At 44.7% G+C, this 19,425-nt stretch carries 23 protein-coding genes and 1 other annotated feature; of the genes, 1 reads left to right on the plus strand and 22 read right to left on the minus strand.

Features of this window, described 5'->3' with window-relative positions:
* Window positions 1-2: 2 nt before the first annotated feature.
* From QNH28_RS23430 to QNH28_RS23525, 20 genes are all read right to left on the minus strand, one after another.
* Window positions 3-1,322, minus strand: coding sequence for an SPFH domain-containing protein (locus tag QNH28_RS23430; protein WP_283908757.1), 1,320 nt, complete (start codon window positions 1,320-1,322; stop codon window positions 3-5).
* A gap of 311 nt (window positions 1,323-1,633) precedes the next feature.
* On the minus strand, window positions 1,634-2,944 hold the full coding sequence (gene obgE / locus QNH28_RS23435; RefSeq protein ID WP_283908758.1) for a GTPase ObgE: 1,311 nt from the start codon (window positions 2,942-2,944) through the stop codon (window positions 1,634-1,636).
* Window positions 2,945-2,959: 15 nt separating this feature from the next.
* Window positions 2,960-3,700: a Spo0B domain-containing protein gene (locus tag QNH28_RS23440; RefSeq protein ID WP_283908759.1), complete on the minus strand. Its 741-nt coding sequence runs from the start codon at window positions 3,698-3,700 to the stop codon at window positions 2,960-2,962.
* Window positions 3,701-3,983: 283 nt separating this feature from the next.
* The gene (gene rpmA, locus QNH28_RS23445; protein ID WP_042130564.1) at window positions 3,984-4,295 is read right to left on the minus strand and encodes a 50S ribosomal protein L27; all 312 of its coding nucleotides are present in this window, start codon (window positions 4,293-4,295) and stop codon (window positions 3,984-3,986) included.
* A 17-nt stretch (window positions 4,296-4,312) separates the two neighbouring features.
* Window positions 4,313-4,648, minus strand: a complete 336-nt coding sequence (locus QNH28_RS23450) for a ribosomal-processing cysteine protease Prp (RefSeq protein ID WP_042130565.1) — start codon at window positions 4,646-4,648, stop codon at window positions 4,313-4,315.
* 12 nt (window positions 4,649-4,660) lie between these two features.
* Window positions 4,661-4,972, minus strand: coding sequence for a 50S ribosomal protein L21 (gene rplU, locus QNH28_RS23455; protein ID WP_042130566.1), 312 nt, complete (start codon window positions 4,970-4,972; stop codon window positions 4,661-4,663).
* Window positions 4,973-4,986: 14 nt separating this feature from the next.
* Window positions 4,987-5,072, minus strand: a sequence feature (ribosomal protein L21 leader region).
* Window positions 5,005-5,154, minus strand: a complete 150-nt coding sequence (locus QNH28_RS23460; RefSeq protein ID WP_283908760.1) for a hypothetical protein — start codon at window positions 5,152-5,154, stop codon at window positions 5,005-5,007. Its footprint overlaps the feature before it by 68 nt.
* The gene (locus tag QNH28_RS23465; protein WP_283912244.1) at window positions 5,135-6,376 is read right to left on the minus strand and encodes an Rne/Rng family ribonuclease; all 1,242 of its coding nucleotides are present in this window, start codon (window positions 6,374-6,376) and stop codon (window positions 5,135-5,137) included. Before QNH28_RS23465 ends, QNH28_RS23460 begins: the two co-directional genes overlap by 20 nt.
* A 58-nt stretch (window positions 6,377-6,434) precedes the next feature.
* The gene (locus QNH28_RS23470) at window positions 6,435-7,277 is read right to left on the minus strand and encodes a M50 family metallopeptidase (protein ID WP_283908761.1); all 843 of its coding nucleotides are present in this window, start codon (window positions 7,275-7,277) and stop codon (window positions 6,435-6,437) included.
* Entirely contained in the window at window positions 7,270-8,133 is an 864-nt protein-coding gene (locus QNH28_RS23475) for a peptidoglycan DD-metalloendopeptidase family protein (protein ID WP_283908762.1), read from the minus strand. The genes QNH28_RS23470 and QNH28_RS23475 overlap by 8 nt, the downstream gene beginning before the upstream one ends.
* Before the next feature lie 177 nt (window positions 8,134-8,310).
* On the minus strand, window positions 8,311-9,105 hold the full coding sequence (gene minD / locus QNH28_RS23480) for a septum site-determining protein MinD (protein WP_042130573.1): 795 nt from the start codon (window positions 9,103-9,105) through the stop codon (window positions 8,311-8,313).
* 5 nt (window positions 9,106-9,110) lie between these two features.
* Window positions 9,111-9,770: a septum site-determining protein MinC gene (gene minC / locus QNH28_RS23485; protein WP_283908763.1), complete on the minus strand. Its 660-nt coding sequence runs from the start codon at window positions 9,768-9,770 to the stop codon at window positions 9,111-9,113.
* Between the two features lie 80 nt (window positions 9,771-9,850).
* On the minus strand, window positions 9,851-10,381 hold the full coding sequence (gene mreD, locus QNH28_RS23490) for a rod shape-determining protein MreD (protein ID WP_081383060.1): 531 nt from the start codon (window positions 10,379-10,381) through the stop codon (window positions 9,851-9,853).
* Entirely contained in the window at window positions 10,381-11,259 is an 879-nt protein-coding gene (gene mreC / locus QNH28_RS23495; protein WP_042191173.1) for a rod shape-determining protein MreC, read from the minus strand. Before mreC ends, mreD begins: the two co-directional genes overlap by 1 nt.
* A 62-nt stretch (window positions 11,260-11,321) precedes the next feature.
* A complete protein-coding gene (locus QNH28_RS23500) occupies window positions 11,322-12,356 on the minus strand; it encodes a rod shape-determining protein (protein WP_042191174.1) in 1,035 nt (344 codons plus the stop codon).
* Between the two features lie 39 nt (window positions 12,357-12,395).
* The gene (radC, locus tag QNH28_RS23505) at window positions 12,396-13,085 is read right to left on the minus strand and encodes a RadC family protein (protein WP_042191176.1); all 690 of its coding nucleotides are present in this window, start codon (window positions 13,083-13,085) and stop codon (window positions 12,396-12,398) included.
* A gap of 24 nt (window positions 13,086-13,109) precedes the next feature.
* Entirely contained in the window at window positions 13,110-13,706 is a 597-nt protein-coding gene (locus tag QNH28_RS23510) for a Maf family protein (protein WP_283908764.1), read from the minus strand.
* Window positions 13,707-13,740: 34 nt separating this feature from the next.
* On the minus strand, window positions 13,741-13,986 hold the full coding sequence (locus QNH28_RS23515; protein WP_060621866.1) for a DUF4321 domain-containing protein: 246 nt from the start codon (window positions 13,984-13,986) through the stop codon (window positions 13,741-13,743).
* A gap of 30 nt (window positions 13,987-14,016) precedes the next feature.
* Entirely contained in the window at window positions 14,017-14,184 is a 168-nt protein-coding gene (locus tag QNH28_RS23520; RefSeq protein WP_283908765.1) for a hypothetical protein, read from the minus strand.
* 10 nt (window positions 14,185-14,194) lie between these two features.
* Window positions 14,195-15,430 carry an SPOR domain-containing protein gene (locus tag QNH28_RS23525; RefSeq protein ID WP_283908766.1) on the minus strand — a complete coding sequence of 412 codons (1,236 nt, stop codon included), beginning with the start codon at window positions 15,428-15,430 and terminating at the stop codon, window positions 14,195-14,197.
* A gap of 216 nt (window positions 15,431-15,646) precedes the next feature.
* Between QNH28_RS23525 and QNH28_RS23530 the strand changes: the two genes are divergently transcribed.
* The gene (locus tag QNH28_RS23530; protein ID WP_283912245.1) at window positions 15,647-16,633 is read left to right on the plus strand and encodes a diaminopimelate dehydrogenase; all 987 of its coding nucleotides are present in this window, start codon (window positions 15,647-15,649) and stop codon (window positions 16,631-16,633) included.
* Between the two features lie 93 nt (window positions 16,634-16,726).
* On the opposite strand, the gene QNH28_RS23535 is transcribed toward QNH28_RS23530, so the two are convergent.
* Together QNH28_RS23535 and QNH28_RS23540 are read right to left on the minus strand one after the other, a co-directional pair.
* Window positions 16,727-17,911 (minus strand): glycosyltransferase, encoded by a 1,185-nt coding sequence (locus tag QNH28_RS23535; RefSeq protein ID WP_283908767.1) that lies wholly within the window; start codon window positions 17,909-17,911, stop codon window positions 16,727-16,729.
* A 335-nt stretch (window positions 17,912-18,246) separates the two neighbouring features.
* On the minus strand, window positions 18,247-19,404 hold the full coding sequence (locus QNH28_RS23540) for a GGDEF domain-containing protein (RefSeq protein ID WP_283908768.1): 1,158 nt from the start codon (window positions 19,402-19,404) through the stop codon (window positions 18,247-18,249).
* Window positions 19,405-19,425: the final 21 nt, after the last annotated feature.

The following is a 19,425-nucleotide window of genomic DNA, read 5'->3' on the forward strand; positions in this document are numbered from 1 at the left end:
CTTCAGCCTGCTTTCGTTCCACACTCGGCACAAAATTTCTGTCCGGGCTTCAGCTCATGCCCACAGCCTCCGCATTTAATAACCAAGCTGTCTCCACAATGAGGACAGAATTTCACCCCTGGCGATACCATTTCTCCACATTTACCACAGGCTTTAGGCATTTCTTTTCCACAAGAGACACAGGAAGATGCACCCTCAGGATTATCTGCCCCACAGGTTGGACAAGCACGATAAGGATTGCCACAGCCAGGACAGAACTTAGCTCCAGCTTTCAGTTCATGTCCACATTCCAAACAATTGATCTTGTTTCCGGACGGTGTGCTTTGCTGAATGCTCTCCAGAGCATGCCCACAGCCACTGCAGAACCTTCCCTCAACAGAATTCATAACCCCACACTTCGAACAGGAGCGCTCTTGGCGTACAACTGTAGTTCCTGAATCAAAACTCATCCCTCGGGTCATACGAGTCACCATATCCATAGCCGGGCCAGCAAATCCCATACCAAGTCCAAGCCCCATCCCGGTATTCATCATGCCCACTCCAAGATTGCCAGGATTGCCTGCTGCTTTTTCCATCGTGTTAAAGCCCCGCTCCTGCTGGTAGTTGAAGCCGATAATATCCATTTCTGCTTTTTTAGCTAAAGCTTCCTTTAATCGAATCGTTGCCGGATCATCATCAGGAATATTAATCGAATCAATATAGAAATTATTCAGCTCAAGACCATTATCCAGAAAAGTCGATGCTAACCGCCCCTGAATATGCTTTGAGATCTCTGCAACATAGGCATTAATCTCCAAGATACTGATTTGCTTATGCACAAGGTAGGATGAGATCAGTTCATTTATATTCGACATAAGCAAGCCGCGAAAATAATTTACGAGCGTATCGTGATCAAACTGAGGAAGCGTTCCAACGAGCTGCAACAAAAATTTACGTGGATTATCCACCTTTACACCAAACTGTCCGAAGGAACGAACAGAAATCATGATTTTGTATTTAGGATCCTGGAGTTGTAAAGGTGCGCTTGTTCCCCATTTAACATTCATCGAATTGGTTTTGTTCACGTACCATACTTCTGCTGTGAATGGTGACTTCCCACCGAAAGGAAGATTAACGATATTAGATAAAATAGGAATATTAGCGGTGCTCAGGGTATGCCGCCCTGCCGTAAAGGAATCAAGCGCTTGTCCGCCCTTGAATAGGATCGCTTCCTGAGATTCATTAACGATTAGCTGTGTCCATGTCCCTAGCTCTTGGTTAGGATATTTCCATGCGAAAATCCCCGGAGGACCGTCGTACTTCACCACTTCTATAATTGCCATCTGCTATTCCCTCTTTCATCATCTATGATATATGAATAACGTATGCGTTCCCGGATGGGAAATTGTGTATTTCGATATTTATTGTATACGATATATATCGTGTTTTGGGTTCTTTTCATGAAAAAAATATACTCGATATGTAAACAAGTATAAACGACTTTGACGTCCTTATAAGGACGGTAAGCGTTTAAGCGAGAAATATAAGACATATAGTATGGTGTGAAACTTATACTTTCTTATATTTAAAAAAAGCGTGACTTGTGTCTTCCTTTACAGGAGAACACAAGTCACGCTTTGTAATCAGCTAAATATTAATAGTAACTACTATTCTCTACGAACTCGAATTCGAACTCACCAATACGGACAATAGTCCCCTCTACAGCTCCACGTTTACGAAGCTCTGCATCTACACCCATATGTCGCAAAGTCCGGGCGAGCTTTAGAATCGCATCATGTGTGCTAAGCTGCATACGTTTCAACATTTTCTCGATACGAGGGCTGTTGACCACATATGTTTCATTATCACGTGTAATGGTGAATGAGTTATCATTTTCCGCTTCTAGCTTATAAACCTTACGTTCAGTTGTTCCTGATACTTCTTCAACTACCGGTGCCACCGGAATACTATCAAGAATATCCGTTGCACGATATAACAGTTCCTGAACACCTTGACGGGTAAGCGAGGAGATTGGCATAATCTCAAGATCCGGACGCAGCTCAGCTACGCGTTCTCGGAAAGCGATGAGATTCTCTTCTGACTCTGGCATATCCATTTTATTCGCGGCCACGATCTGAGGACGATCAATTAGAGCCGCATTATATTGCTTCAGCTCGTCATTAATGAGAACCCAATCCTCGAAGGGATCACGCCCCTCTGAACCAGACATATCCACTACGTGAATAATGATCCGTGTACGTTCAACGTGACGTAGGAATTCATGACCAAGTCCTATGCCTTCACTAGCTCCCTCAATTAATCCTGGCAGATCCGCCATTACAAAGCTTCGTCCATCCCCAACATCTACTACACCTAAGTTCGGTGTAATCGTAGTGAAATGGTATGCACCAATCTTTGGTTGAGCTGCGGATACGACCGACAGTAGCGTAGATTTGCCCACACTCGGGAAGCCTACAAGTCCCACATCAGCCATAACCTTAAGTTCCATAACAATATACCGTTCTTGACCCTCTTCGCCGTTCTCTGCTAGCTCTGGAGCCTTATTAGATGTTGTTGCAAAACGAGCATTCCCACGACCCCCACGACCCCCACGGGCAACAACAACTTGCTGACCATGACGAGTCAAATCGGCGATGACCTCTTGAGTATCATCGTCAATTAACATGGTTCCAGGTGGAATCCGAACGATCATATGATCAGCGTTCGCCCCATGCTGACTTCTGTTACGTCCTTTAATCCCTTTGTCCGCTTTAAAATGGCGCTGATAACGGAAATCCATCAGCGTACGCAAGCCCTCATCTACGCGGAAGATAACGTCGCCACCACGGCCACCGTCACCACCTGCTGGGCCACCATCCGGTACATACTTTTCCCGACGAAACGCAACGATACCATCCCCGCCGTCTCCGGCCTTAACATAAATCTTAGCTTTATCTACGAACATTAATGTTCACCTTCCTCACATTTCAAGCGGCAAACGCAGCTCTACATAAGCCTTGCTGGGCTTAAACTGCTCCGCTTTCATGATTTTCCCTTGTACTATATTATAAATTTGCCCTTTGAGCTGCTCGGGATTGCCATGCTCTCCCTCACCTTCGAAGGAGATAAGAATGTCTCCTCCATCCTGAATAAAGCCAAGACGCAGCTTGCGCGTTTCACCCTGAGGAGCCAGTCCGTTATATTGATAAGCTCGTACGGTCTGCATGATCACTGAAGTCAGCTCATCTCCTGCTTCCCGGTTTAGCTTCTCCTCCAGTTGCAATCCTTCCTCCACTTGAACTTCCAGTTCCAGACTAGTCCGGTAAGTTCGGAAAGATTGGATATAGAAGACCAATGAAGGAATGCCCAGCTTAGCGATACGACTATCAAGCGCTATGCGTTCCTTTATTCTTTCCACACACTCCACGGATTTATCAGGTTTTCCAAGCTGAATATATCCGTAAAGAATCTGCAAATCATTCATCCAATCATGACGATGATGATTCAGTGTCCGAATCGCCGCCTGTTGCAGAGTGTTCTCTTGTATGCGCAGTTCCCGTTCCCAATGACGCTGATTCCAAATCAAACTGAATGCAATCGTTACTGCTACCCAAATTCCAAGCAACAGACACGTCAAAAGGGAGGTATGCCAATACACGAGTCCTAAAGGAAGCATTACGGATAACATGACTGCCCAGATTGCACTTTTCCAGGATTTCATTCTTTCTCCCCGTCCCTCAGTTCGCAAAATTCATGACTTCGTTTAGATTATTGTCCTCACCAATTACCATTTCCTAGTATAACACAGCAATTCCCTGTAGTTCACCAGAGATAACCATGAGATTTTCATATATGTCTAAGGATGTTTATGCTTTCTTAAAACTCTGAAGGTCTACGTTTCTAAAGTGCTCAAAGAGGTATCCACAAATGATTCTGAATATTCTACAAAAAAGCCTCCGGCACTCATGCCGGAGGCTTCTACATGCAAATATGGTTCCGTAAGCTTACGCTTCCAGTGCCGCTGCTACCGGAGCGACATCAACTGGGTATACGCTCACTTTTTTGCGATCGCGGCCCCAACGTTCGAACTTCACTACGCCATCCACCAATGCGAACAACGTATCATCTTTACCGATGCCTACGTTAGTGCCTGGGTGAATTTTTGTTCCGCGTTGACGAACCAAGATGTTACCGCCGGTTACTGCTTGACCGTCAGCACGTTTCACGCCAAGACGTTTGGAATGGGAATCCCGTCCGTTTTTTGTGGAACCTACACCTTTTTTCGATGCGAACAATTGAAGATTCAATTTCAACATGTTGTCAACCTCCTTCTTTAAATATTTACTTGCTCTATTTGAAGATACTTTCCGTATGATTCTGCGATATCATTTAGCATCACGACCATGGATTCAAGCAGCAACTGCACCTTCGCGGAAGTATCGAAATCATCAATGGAACTTAATGTTCCACTTAGAAATCCGTTCTTCATGGACGTATCCATGGAGATTCCGGTCAAAGTCTCAATCGAATTGACGGTTCCAACCGTTACGGCCGAAACTCCGGCACATACGATATCTTCGCCACGCTTAGCATAACCCGCGTGCCCTTTTACCTCAAAGCCAACGATAGTTCCTAGATCCGAAGATCGTGTAATCCGTACGTTAATCATTCACGCACCTTCTTACGCTTGAATCTTCTCGATAGTTACTTTCGTGTACGGTTGACGATGGCCTTGTTTCTTGTGGTAGTTCTTCTTAGGTTTGTATTTGTAAACTACAACCTTAGCGCCTTTACCATGTTTCTCGACTTTAGCTGTTACAGACGCGCCGCTTACGAGCGGAGTTCCTGCAGTCAGACCACCTTCGTTAGAAACAGCCAATACACGGTCAAAAGTTACACTTGCGCCGTCTTCAGCTTCCAACTTCTCAATGAACAAAACATCGCCCTCTTGGACTTTGTATTGTTTACCGCCAGTTTCGATAATTGCATACATTTTACTTGCACCTCCTCATGTCTCAGACTCGCCTAGTCTAGGTGGCAGATTCCCGTGGGAACTACACTTATGTACCCGATCGGAGCGGTTACAGCATGTGCAGGATCGAATGAATCAAACACATACTTGAAGATATTATCATACTTATCGCCCATCGTCAACTCATTCCATCCATTCTCCAACTTTCCCAGTCCCTCCGCAGCACTGACACAGGATAGGTGCGAAGCTGGCTGAATCATGTCTTGCCTTCTTCCGAGTCATCTCGAGGAGACCGAGTCTTGTCCAACCGAGAATATGTGTTTTGGTTCGATCCTTGCAAATTACTTTCTCCAGCCGCTCGGTAACCATTTTCCGGTGTATTTCTTCTTCCATATCAATAAAATCAACAATAATGATTCCGCCCGTATCTCGTAAACGAATCAGACGACCAATCTCCTCTGCTGCAAGCAAATTAGTGTTCGTCACCGTCTCTTCAAGCGATGCTCCTCCAATGTATTGCGCGGTGTTAACGTCAATAACCGTGAGCGCCTCCGTCTCATCCCAGATCATTGTAGCTCCGCCCTCCAGCGTGATCTTGCGACTGAAGCTCTTGTGTAGCTGTTCCTGAACACCATATGCTGTAAAGATGGACTCCGATCCATTATACAAACTTACAGGCTTGTACCCATCAGGTGCCATGTCATCCAGAAATGCCGTGGCTTCTTTAACTGCAGCTAAAGAATCTATAATCAACTGATCACGCTGTGGATTAAATGCATCTCTTATAAAGCGCTGAACAATACTAAGATCACGATGCAATAGAGCCGGAGCTTCTGCGGTTTGTGCCCGACGTGTAATGTTATCCCATTGCGCACGTAAAAAAGAAAGATCACCTTCCACCGCTTCATGCGGCTCATCCTGAGAGACGGTCCGCATAATAAGCCCCTCTTCGTTCATACGTAGGCGTTCACCAATTCCTTTGAGCCGGCTGCGTTCTGCATCACGACTTATTTTTTTGGAAACACCTACATAATCTGCAAAAGGCATGTACACCATCCAGCGACCAGGCAACGTATAATGGGTCGTTACACGTGCACCTTTGCCGCCGCTAGGCTCTTTTCTTACTTGTACAACAATATCCTGACCAGGCTGCAAAAGCGTCTCGATAGAGGGCTTCACATCCGGCTGTTTATCCAAATGAGGGTGCAATACATCATCAACATATAAAAAAGCATTCTTCTTCTGTCCAATGTCAACAAAAGCAGCCTGCATACCTGGAAGTACGTTGATCACACGGCCTTTATAATAACTTCCGACCAGCCCTTGCTGCTGATCGCGTTCAGCCGCGTACTCCACAAGCCTTCCGTTCTCCAGAAGAGCCATTCGGGTAATGTGCTGCGTGCAGTGAACGATCATCTGTTTCATGGCTTCACCTCTGGTTTCGTTCATTCATTCATCCCTTTTCACTCTCTGCATAAATACACTACATTCCGAAGTAGGTAGAAATTAAACGCTGTTCCGGCACAACAGCAACAACATTTCCTTCGCCGTTTAAAACATAGATAAAATGATATTGATTACGTTTAAATAGACGCAAGATAGCATCTAAAGGTTTCGCAGATAAGGCAACAATTGGACGAGCCACACTTCCTGTCCGCAAATGATACTCATAGACAGCCTCCCTATTCATCAAAAATGCAACGAATCGGTACGGTAAATTTCGATGATCCGTAAGATTTGAATACAATAGAAAAGCACCGATCATGACCATATTCAGCCTCAAGCCACCACCCACTCCAAGGGGCAGTAGCGAATAAACAATCACAAGAATGCTTGCAGCAATACTCACTCGTCCGCTCCAGAGCAAAGTATAGTAGTAAGGAAGAAATAAACTAACTGTAGCTTGAAGTACTTTGCCTCCGTCAAGTGGCAGAACAGGCACTAGATTAAAGAGCGCAATAATGGCATTGGCATGTATAAAATAAGTTAAAAATTCCTGATTACCATAACCCGCTTGCTGAAGCCCAAGAGCCATAACAATCATGATTCCATTTTGCAGCGGACCGGCAAGTGCAATGCCAATCTCACGACTAGCTGTAAGCCGTCCATGATCTTCAATCACCGCAACTCCGCCAAACGGAAGAAGCTGAACCGACTTGACTGTAACACCAACCAGAAGGGCAGCCACCACATGTCCTATTTCATGAATGAGGACGATCGTAAATAAAGTAATCAGCTCCAGAAATTGTCCTGTGAGTACAGAGAACAACATAATGATTACGAACAATGGATGTAGTGACAGATCGATCCCTAAGATCCTAATCAAACGATACCACTTCTGTAGGATCAATATAAGTCTTGTCTTTCATCACTGCAAAGAACAGCGTTGGAGCTGAGGAGCCCTCTTTCTCCAGCATCCAGCCGAGATCATCTCCACTCTGAATCCAGTCATCAATCGCCAGTTTAGTGCCATTTAAATGTCCGTATTCTGCTGTGATTCCTCCAGAATGTTGGACCGCAATTCGAATGCCCCCGTCCAATTCCTTGGAGATGGAAAGAACACGTCCCATGTCTATACTCTTCACCGTCACATTTGAGGTTGAATCGACTTCAGGCATAATTTCTACACCTTTTAGTGTGGAAGCAAAAGGCTCCACAATGCTTCCAGCTACCGGAGCACTAAGCTCATGACGAGCTGCTGCCTTTTGAGCAGGTTCATCCTTATCACCAAATATCGGAATGAATGCCGGCGCACCATTAAAATTCTCCTCATACCAGACCTGCACTGCTGTGAAATCCATGTCTTTGCTCAAGGCATCACTAATAAAAGCTTGAACTTTATAGGACCATGGCTGGTGAACCGCAAAAACTCCCCACACCGCTCCAAACACAAGCACACTGGCTACAACCCGTCGAATAAAACCGGCAGAAAAGTTAGAACCTCCTCCACCAGGTTCCTCCCATCCCCCACGTCTCTCTTTCCACATTACTTCTGGATCAGGCTCTATAGATGATTGCTCCTCATTCCGCTTAAACCCCGTACCCCACTCTTTGAAGCTCGTACTCTTTTCGGGCATAACGAATAACGGAGACACCTCCGCGGTTTCTATATCCGGGATTTCCTCCAGCAAACTACGAATACGCTCCTTGCGGCGATTCTTGATATCTGATTTGAGATCCATATTTATCCCTCCGGACGGGCTTGTTTTACTTCCATTTTATGAAGCACGGAAGTCTCTTTAGAACAAGCCCACCCAAGGTGGAGCACTTAATTGCCACTAAAAAAATAAATCCCACCCATAGATTTCTCTAGTGGTGGGATCGTTAATGCTTCTATAGTAAGATTGCTTGGTGCAAAATTAAGCCATACCGAAAAATTTCTTAAATTTCTTAAATGCTCCCGGTTTCCGATCAAGCTGCATTAGCGGCACAGCATCACCTAAAATTCGACGTGCAATATTGCGGTAGGCAATAGCTGCTGACGAATCGGGATTCATAACTGTAGGCTCTCCACTATTTGCGGCTTTAATGACCAGTTCATCGTCCGGAACAATTCCGATAAGATCAATATTCAGCACCTGTAAAATATCCTCAATATCAAGCATATCCCCAGACTTTACAAGACCTGGGCGAATACGATTTACCACCAGCTTTGGCGATTCCACATGCGACTGTTCAAGTAGTCCGATAATACGATCTGCATCCCGCACAGCAGCATGCTCTGGTGTGGTAACCACGATCGCTTTATCCGCACCGGCAATCGCATTGCGGAAGCCATGTTCAATCCCTGCTGGACAATCAATCAATATATATTCATATTCCTTCTTCAGTTCGAGAATGATATCTTTTACTTGTTCAGGAGTGACGGACGTTTTATCCTTCGTTTGAGCTGCGGGCAACATATACAACTCATCAAAGCGCTTGTCTTTAACGAGTGCTTGATTTAGGCGACAACGACCCTCCGCTACATCCACAAGATCATAAATAATACGATTCTCAAGCCCCATAACTACATCCAGATTACGCAGTCCAATGTCGGTATCGACGAGACATACTTTTTTACCCTGCAGTGCAAGTGCGGTTCCAATATTGGCTGTTGTGGTTGTTTTGCCAACTCCGCCTTTGCCCGAGGTTACGACTATCGCTTCTCCCATGGAGGCTACACCCCTTTAAACACATTTAAATCCTGGCGTATTTTGACTAAATTATGAATCTTATCGATTTGCATAGCTCCGTCCGTTAAATATGCAAACTCCATACTGCTTTCTCGGGTTTCCCATTCATCGGGAGGCCGACTGATAATATCAGCAATTCGCAGTTGTGTTGGAGACATTAATGAAGCCGCGATAATCGCTTCCTCATTACCATCTACTCCAGCATGCGCCATACCTCTAAGTGATCCTAGAATATAGATATCGCCTGAACAGGTTATGGTCCCTCCTGGGTTCACATCCCCCAGATATAAAAGATTTCCATCATGGTGCAGCACCTGACCGGAACGAAGAATCCCGCTCATTAGAAACAACGCGTCATTATCCTCACTCCCGGGCACTGGAAGCGCCTCAATGGAACGAATCAGTAGGTTTCCCTGTCCCTTCAGAATCTCCAGCACAGCTTCCTTATCTTCCTCAGTTACAAGACGATTGCCCAGCTTAATATCCACATGAACAATCGGTCCAGTCAAAATATTTTGATGGCTGTGCTCCAGCTTATAGCGAAGCTCGCTCAGAAGATCTTCGAAGGGACACTTGTCGTCTAACAGGAATATCAGGCCATCCTTGATGCCCTTAATCCTTACATGCTTGGATTTTACTGTCATTTGCCTGGCCCCCTATCCTCATTCATTCGTGCCGGGCCCCTTAAATTCCTGCTTTATAAAGAAAGAAAATAGAAGCTTCTTTATGCCGCTTCTTCCGTACTCTTCTCTTTCTTGATCAGCTCAAGCTGGCGTCGTAACGGTATGTAGAGGATCAGAGCAATAGCAAAATGAAAGAGCATCGTTGGCAGCATATGATTCAAAATAGCCCAGCTATAAGGCTCCTGATTGAGATTGAATACACTATAAATACCAAATAACACACTATCCTCTAGCAAGCTTCCGAGCAGAATCACAGTCATCATAAGAGGTAGTGGAGCACGCGGAATCTGAAACAGAAGGCCGATTAAATAAGCCGACAGACCCATTGCAAAAGAATGTGCTCCTAGAATTCTGCCATAAAAAACGACATCATGTAATAGTCCGAAAGTTAGGCCCAGTATAAGCGCTGTATGACGATGATGATATACAGCCACGAACAATAGCACAACGAACACTAGATTCGGAATAATTCGCATCTGCCATACATCTGGAATCAGCCAAGGCAGAATGGTTCCCTCCAGAATGAACAAGAGGAACAGTAACAGAACAAGAACAGATCTGCGCATATTCACTATTCAGCACGCTCCTCCGTAAAAACAACAATCAGCTGCTTCCAGTCTTGAAATTCTGCTGAAGGCTTAATCACTGCTGTGGAGGTTAATCCAAATTCACCAACCTCAACGCTTTCAACTGTACCGATGGTCAATCCTCGCGGATACAATCCCCCAATACCAGAAGAAACGATAACATCCTTCGGCGCAATAGGATCACCTGGCGGGATCTTGTTCATCAATAACTTGTTTGTCTTCGGATCATAGCTTTCAATCATACCAAAGGTTTTGCCCTCTTTGTTAATAGCGGTTGCCGCAATTGGCGGCTGAGAATTAGGGTCATTCGTATCCATCATGGTCATCAGCTTCACCGTAGAGGTGAAATTGCTGACTTGACTAATAACACCCACCAAACCATCCACCGAAATCACAGACATATTTGGTCGAACGCCATCTTTAGCACCTAAATCGATTACAATCGTACTATTGCTTGGTTCTGTTGTCTGACTAACCACCTGCGCAATATGGTATTGATATTTATACAATTCCTCCTGAGCTTTCGTGAACTTCAACTGTTCCTTTAACTGCTCATTTTCTACCTGAATGAAATTGTATTGCGCTTTATCACGTGCATATTGGGCGGCTAGAATCTTCAGCTGCTCATTTTCCTTAGAAAGATCTTTCAGATTTCCGATATCTTCAAACAAGCCCGCTACATATCCAGCGGGCTTGTAGAACATTTTTTGCACGAAACCAGTCGTATCTCTAAGGAAATTCTCCGGCCAGGACAAGGAACTCCTTGATGCCAAGCTGAAGCCCATCACCACAATGAACAGCACCAGTGTAATCAACAGAATAAACAGACGTTTATTGCTTAAGAGTTTAAACAGTTTCAACACCCTCTAACAACAGTATTTCTCCCATAACAGGGGTTGACGTACACAAGTGGCAATACATAGGCTTATCTCTTAGAGCGAAGACTGGAACTGCTGCGACTCTTGAACAAATGGATATTATCAAGCGCCTTTCCTGTTCCAATAGCTACACAATCCAAAGGGTTCTCAGCGACAATAACTGGCATTCCAGTTTCACGCGCAAGCAGTTTATCCAAGTTACGAAGCAAGGCGCCTCCACCTGTCAAGACAATCCCGCGATCCATAATATCTGCTGCGAGCTCTGGTGGACATTTTTCCAAGGTTACTTTAACAGCTTCAATAATAGAACTCACTGTATCGGACAATGCTTCACAGATCTCATCAGAAGTAATTGTAAGCGTCTTTGGCAGACCTGTAACGAGATCGCGTCCGCGAATTTCCATAGTCTCAGCTTTCTCAAGTGGCAAGGCAGAACCTACATCCATTTTAAGCTGTTCCGAAGTACGTTCACCAATCATCAGATTGTACTGACGTTTGATGTACTGAATGATGGACTCATCCGCTTCATCACCCGCAACACGTACGGAACGACTAGTAACAATACCGCCGAGTGAAATTACAGCAACTTCAGTAGTACCTCCGCCGATATCAACAACCATACTTCCTGTTGGCTCCCATACCGGTAGATCTGCACCAATCGCTGCAGCAAAAGGTTCCTCGATAATGTAAGCTTCGCGAGCACCAGCTTGTCTAGTAGCATCTTCTACGGCACGTTGCTCTACAGCAGTAATGCCGGATGGTACGCAGACCATTACATTAGGGTGACGTTGGAACATAGAACGTTGTTTCTGTGCTTGACGAATAAAATATTTTATCATCGTAGCCGTTGTGTCAAAATCAGCGATAACGCCATCCTTCATCGGACGGATCGCACGAATATTTCCCGGTGTACGACCGATCATCTTTTTAGCGGATTCACCCACGGCTTCAATCGTCTTAGTGTCAGTGTTAATGGCTACAACGGAAGGCTCTCTTACAACGATCCCCTTACCGCGTACATAGACAAGCGTATTCGCTGTCCCCAAGTCAATTCCTAAATCTTTCGTAAAACTACCCAACATGATAATTCTCCTTTTCCTAAGTAAATCTTCACATTTATATTACATGTGTCCTTTTTCTTTCAAGCTTACAAAGCTGCTATCACCGATAATTAGATGATCTAACACGTCAATCCCGACAATCTCGCCTGCCTGAAGCAGTCTTGAGGTCAAGGAGATATCCTCCGGACTAGGCGTTGGATCACCACTAGGATGATTATGTGCGCATATGATAGAGGCACTACTACATTTTATAGCTGCTCGAAATACTTCACGGGGATGAACAATCGAAGCATTAAGACTGCCCATAGACAACGTTTCTTGTCCAATTACGTGATTCTTCGTATTCAGAAACAGGCAGACAAAATGCTCCTTCTGCAAATAACGCAACTGCTCGGTCAGAATCTCCGCAGCATCCTCAGGACAACGGATAATGACCGGCATGTTAAACCTGGAGTTCGCGAGGCGCCTTCCAAGTTCGATGCCTGCTTTTAGTTGCACGGCCTTGGCAGGGCCGATACCTTTGATTTCGGTCAGTTCTTCGATGCTAAGGTCAACTAGCCCACGTAGGCCGCCAATCTTCCCCAGCATCTGCTGTGCAATATGAATAGCCGATTCCCGGCGTGTTCCCGTACGCAGCAGAATGGCTAACAACTCCGCTTGACTTAATGATTCCGCCCCATAATGCATCATGCGCTCTCTTGGTCGTTCTTCATGGGGGAGGTCCCGCAGCATTACTGATTGCGACTCCATCCCTATCCCTCTTTCCCAAGCTTCCTACCGGTTCAATACAGTTATACCGAACTCGGACAGCATTTCGCCAAGAAGCGACAGCGGCAATCCGACAACATTGAAATAACAGCCTTCAATTCGTTCCACCAAGGTGGAGCCAAGCCCTTGTATCGCATAAGAGCCAGCCTTATCAGCGGGCTCTCCCGTAGCTATATAAGCAACAATTTCATCCTCAGTCATTGCTCTCATCGTTACGGAAGTAACACGGTGCTCCACTATAGTCTTTCCATGCGGAAGTCCAATACAGGCTACACCCGTGTATACCTTATGATTCCGGCCCTGAAGTCTGGTAAGCATCGATTTACTGTCCAGCTCGTCCACCGGTTTGCCTAGCACAGTGTTATCTAGTACAACAATCGTATCACTTCCAACGATTACTGCGTTACGCTCTCCTACTGAGGCTACTACGGCCTCTGCTTTACGCAAAGCCAGACTGCGCACGATTTGCTCCGGCGTAAAGTCCGGTGGTGTGCTTTCATCTGCTTCACTGGTAATGACCTCAAAAGGCAAGCCCAGTAAAGACAAAAGCTCTCGTCGACGCGGTGAACCTGAGGCTAAAATAATGTGTTGTGAGTTGTCCACGTTGTAAACGTCCCTTCTTGATCAGTAACGAGAGTTACAGTCTACGGTACAGCCATACAGCTGTAATAATACCGATGAGACTTAGCATGCACAATTTCAAATGAATAGTGATGTCATAGGTTATGATGTCCAAATCGGCTCGCGGAGACCACTTAAGCACAGTCGATGTTGTTAGAAAAGAAAGAGCCTTTACCGGCTGCAGCAGCTTGGCGATCCAGGCTCCAGCCAGCCAGCCTAGAATTAGAAATAACAGCAGTGTTCCTACATTTTTCTTCTTCATCTCAGTCTTCCCTCGCCATTTTTTGACACCCTAATTATTATACGGTGAAATTGTGATCAATACAAACGTAAAATCCCTTACGGTAATGTTTACCACCATTTGCACTAAAAGTTGCGGAGTGATCCCATCCTCCGTATCCATTAGCACACCAAAACAGCAAGCCCCAACATCCGGAGGCTTGCTGTTCTTAATGTCCACAATCTATCAGTTAGTTCATTGCAGTTAGAAGCTGTTTTTGGCTAGTCAAAAAGCTCAGCATCGATTCCTGCACTTCCCAAAGAAGGCCCTGAGCCTTGTTCTTGTTATATTCACTCCATGCTGATATCCCTTGGCTCATTGATTTCTCTAGCGCTGCGCAAATACTTTTGGCTTCAGGAGATACGCCTTGCTCTAGCACTTTGACAGCTTCATTCCATTGCAGGTGAAGATCACTCACCGCGGAGGTATTTGCTGTCGTACTTGTTTGGCCAGTGCTAAGTAGAGAAGCTGATTGACTGCTTAATTCACTGAGCAGCTGCCCGCTCACAGAGAAATAGTTCTTCACTTCCTCTGCATTACCGGTATAGACAAGCTGTTCTGCCCCGGGAAGTGCCACCTCTCTCACATACAGCTCAATACCCTGATTCTTTAGACCGCTGCTTAGCAGCTTGGCCTGTTCACGGTCGGAAGACATTCCAGCATACACACGATTGCCGTCAGCAGGGTCCATACCCGCTGCCAATCCTGCGGTTAACAGCTCCTGGCGAGCCTCTTCAGCGCCTGCAGGTGTACTGAATACTCCGTACTGCAACAGATAATAGCTTTGCGCAGCTACTTGAACTGGGATGGTGTTCTTCCCTGCATTTTCAGTACCCGTCACTGGTAATCCTGATGTACCTACACCTGCCGGATCTTTAGCTCCACTGGACTTCACTGAAGTAGCCGCCATGTCTGCTGCCCCATTTCCAGAGCTACTGTCCATATTTCCTCCGTAAAAGAAAGAAAGTGCAGCATAACCAAGCAGTACCCCTGTGCCGATGGCTCCCGTAACAGAAAGAGCTAATTTCCACCAATACGAAGGACGCCGAGTATGATAAGAGCCTCCGTAACTGCCAGAGGATGCATTCTCTAATTTATCTCTGCTATCCGAAACCATATCTGAAAGCAGATACGATTGCTGTGTATATCTAAAATCCTTATCCTGTTCGTCCCATTCTTCCTGACGCGGATCTACAGTACCCGAGTAATAGTCATAGGAATCTTCCGGTGGTGCCTCACGTGATGAACGAAAATCAGGCTCATAAAGCCATGTTTGCTGTGCTGGACCCACCTCTTGCCGTTGTCCCTCAGCATACTCTTCTGCTGTGCCCAGTCCGCCATTTGACCAGCGCTCCACCACTTTAGGCTTTGGTTTAGGCTCGTCCTTGTTCACGTCAAATCGGAATGTCATTCTTCCGTTATTCAACAGTTACACCTCACCTCATCTAATCTATAAGTAAATATATGATAGACAATAGAGAGATATGCTATTTTTGAGCTATAGGAATTATGAAAGATTATGCAGATTCAGTTTACATTACATGTACCTTTTATATACTATATAAAAAGAGCTAAAAGTGTGCACTATACTAGGGAAACTAGGAATGGTACTTTAGTTCACTACTGATTAGGAGGGCTTTTTCTGAAACAAAAAATTCAAGCAGCTATTGTGGGCTACGGTAATTTAGGTAAAGGTGTACGTAAAGCTATTGACCAAAGTGAAGATATCGAGCTAGTTGCGATCTTTACGCGCAGAGAACCAGGACAACTCGAAGCCGGAGAAGCCGGTGTAAAGTTCGAGCACATCTCTGCCGTCGAACAATATAAGGGAAAAGTTGATGTTATGATTCTATGCGGAGGATCGGCTACCGATCTGCCAGAACAAACGCCAGCTATTGCCCGGATGTTTAATACCGTGGACAGCTTTGATACGCATGCCAAAATCCCTGAGTTCTACGAGACCGTTGATGCCGCAGCTAAACAGGGTGGAACACTCAGCGTAATTTCTACTGGCTGGGATCCAGGCTTATTCTCAATGAATCGCCTGCTCGCTGAAGCCATCCTTCCACAAGGTAAAGAGTATACCTTCTGGGGTAAAGGCGTTAGCCAAGGCCACTCCGATGCGATCCGCAGAGTGGATGGCGTTAAAGCTGGTGTACAATATACCGTTCCAGTACAAGAGGTTATTGATGCCATTCGCGCTGGTGAAACACCAGAGCTTACCACTCGCCAGAAGCACCTCAGAGAGTGTTTTGTAGTGGCTGAGGCAGGGGCAGATCAAGAACGCATTCGCGAAGAAATCGTGAATATGCCGAACTATTTTGCAGATTATGACACTACGGTTACTTTCATCACTGAAGAAGAATTGGCAGCTCAACATAGTGGTATTCCGCACGGTGGGTTTGTTATTCGCAGTGGTGTAACAGGGGAAGGCACGAAGCAGATTGTTGAATTCGGCCTGAAGCTGGAGAGCAATCCAGAATTTACGGCTAGTGTGCTCGTGGCTTATGCAAGAGCTGCTCAGCGTATGAGTCAAGAAGGTCAAAGCGGAGCGCGTACAGTATTCGATATTCCACTTGGAATGTTGTCTCCGAAATCTCCAGAAGAATTGCGCCGCAACCTGCTGTAAAAACATGCAAGAATGAAAAAAACCGCGTAGGACCCTAAAACGTCCTCGCGGTTTTTTTATATACTGCAGGCAGAGCCTTCTCAGGCGTACCTTTTATACAAGACTAAGAATCTTATTCTTCACATAATTCACTTCGTAATCCTTCAACAAAGTGCGATGGGCCCGATCAGCAATAATCGTTGCCATCTCGGGATTCTTTAACAGCGTTATTACACTAGCAACAACATCAACCGAGGTATTAGCAAGCAAAATATTACGGTTATGCTCACAGTTCAATCGCTCGCATACTGTAGAACTAGTAATCACCGGGGTTTTGAGTGCCCATGATTCCAGAATGTTTCTGGAGACTTCACAACCTTCAAGGATAGGTACTAGAACCGCTTTTGCACGACGTATATAATCAGCAGACGATTTCAAAGGTCCAGTGATAATGACCGATACATCATCTTTCACAAGCATCAACACTTCCGTATGAACCTCCTGACTGGTGATGTAACACTTAATATCAGGCACTTGTTCTTTAATCAAAGGGTAGCTTTTCTTAAAGAAGTTTTGAGCAGCCTTAATCCCCTGTCTGGTGTTCATATTCCAGTGCAGAACCATTGAATTTTCTTTTGCAACAGGCTCAGTAAAAGCGTCGTATTCATTCATTTTTATGAAATGAGGAACAACATGAACTTTACGAGCATCCGCAAAGGATAGAGATTTGAATGAAAGGGCATCCCATTCCGAGGTTGCCAAGAGTACACCCGTTTTATTCATTAGTCTCCGCTTATTCCGCCGAACCCAAGCCTCATTTAGTTTATAATAAGGATTACTGCTGCTCGGCTTCCCCATTTCTTTTCCAACAGCAAGCTCGCTCTCAAAACGATACGTATCTGTAATAACACTGGCCTCAGGAAGCAGATTACGAACCATACCAATGCAATTTCCCAGCAAGCTATGCGATATAAACACATGTCTGTAATTATTCGATCTACAAAGTTCCACGATGGTACTCTTCATGTCTTTATCCGTATGACTTCTATTAGTGAAACTCCGTAATATATGTAAGGGACGCAGCATGGATCTCCATGAGGTAACGCACCCATTAATGTAATGAACCGTTAGTGCAGTTCCATCATCTGTAGACATATCCTTCTGCGTATTGGCATACGTCAGCAAATCAATATCAAATTTCCCAAGCAAAATCTCGAGAATACTCCCTGTTCTCATTTCTCCTTCTAGATCCTTTGCGCTTTGATTCTGGGCTGATAAGAACAGCATTTTTTCTCGCATGACTCTGGCTCCTTGTATTCTTGTATTAATCCTCTCTACTTATCACTGCAACTTTAGATGCAGTTCAATAGTAACTCATTTTATATAAAATTATTGTCGATTTATAGGGAAAACATTAAATTTTTTATATATTTTTATACTTTATTCGAAATCCGTTACGAAAAACCTTTATAAATCGCCATTTTTTTGAAAATTGAACTAAAAAACTCTTTTTCCAGTCATACACGAACATGAATTTTCTTTTCAAAATTTCTATGCTCGTTAGGTATTATGGACTATTCCCTATGCAAACAAAAAAAGTGTCTTCCTTATCTAATGACGAAAGGACGACACTTCTATATTTCGTAGCTTCTAACAACGCAGTTCCGTCCCTTTTTCTTAGCTTGATACAATGCATTATCACAAAGTTTGTAGAGATTGTTCAGAGAATAAAGTTCGCCCGATTCTATCGTGATGACTCCAATGCTAATTGTGTATTGCATCGATACGCCATGAATAATTGATCCTATAACAGCGTCGCGCATTCCTTCAGCAATAAGATCACTATTTTTTTCATCCGCTCTATGCAGGAGCACTGCGAACTCTTCTCCCCCAAATCTTCCGATCAGATCACCATGGCCAAGCTGTTGCTCTATTTTATAGGTCAGATCTCTCAGTACTTGGTCTCCCGTATTATGCCCGTAAGTATCATTTATGCTCTTAAAGTGATCCACATCCAGCAGTAAAAAAGAATAGGGTAGCTTCTTCATCGCTGAAGCAGCTATTAAAGGCCGAGCACGTAGCACAAACGACCTGCGGTTCAAAATACCTGTCAGCTCATCATAAGTTGCCACCCGCTCCATTTCTGCAAAGGAATCCTCTCTATAAAGCAGCATAATTCCAGCGGTTCCTAAAAACATATACAAATAAATCCCGAGATAAAAAAACAAATAAAGGAATTGTGAAAATTGTGTATTGATTCCTAACACGGAATACAGCGGTTCCAAAGCTCTACCCGCCAATGATAAGATAACGATACCATACAGCAGTCCCATTATTATTTGTAGCGAAGTCTCCATGACCTTCAAACATAGAATATAAGCAGGATAAGCTATAATCAGGACTCCAGCCAGACAAGCGACTGGAATAACGAGTGGATCCTCTGACATCAACAAATACATAAGCACCACAGCGATAATGGATACTCCGAATAATATAGAATAATATCTCTCCACCTTGCTCCCGAATACTCTAAGAAGCATTAGAAGCGCCAGGCTTTCGAGCGTGCCTCCAGCCAAAGCAAGAAGTGCTATGATCGATAGACTAAGTGGTGTATCTATAAAATCCTTCAGCAATAAGAGGATCAAGGCTGCTAGTTGCAAATATTTTGCTGTGATAAACAATGAAGAAGTCTGTTCCTGCGCATAACGCAAACGATACACCACGATAAGCAGCACCGTGAACGCTTGCCACAAAAAGAGACACACCAGCAGTGTCTGGAGATCCAGATGCATATGAGTGAAGTTCACCTCCCC

The sequence above is a fragment of the Paenibacillus sp. G2S3 genome (genome assembly GCF_030123105.1).
GTDB lineage: Bacteria > Bacillota > Bacilli > Paenibacillales > Paenibacillaceae > Paenibacillus_AQ.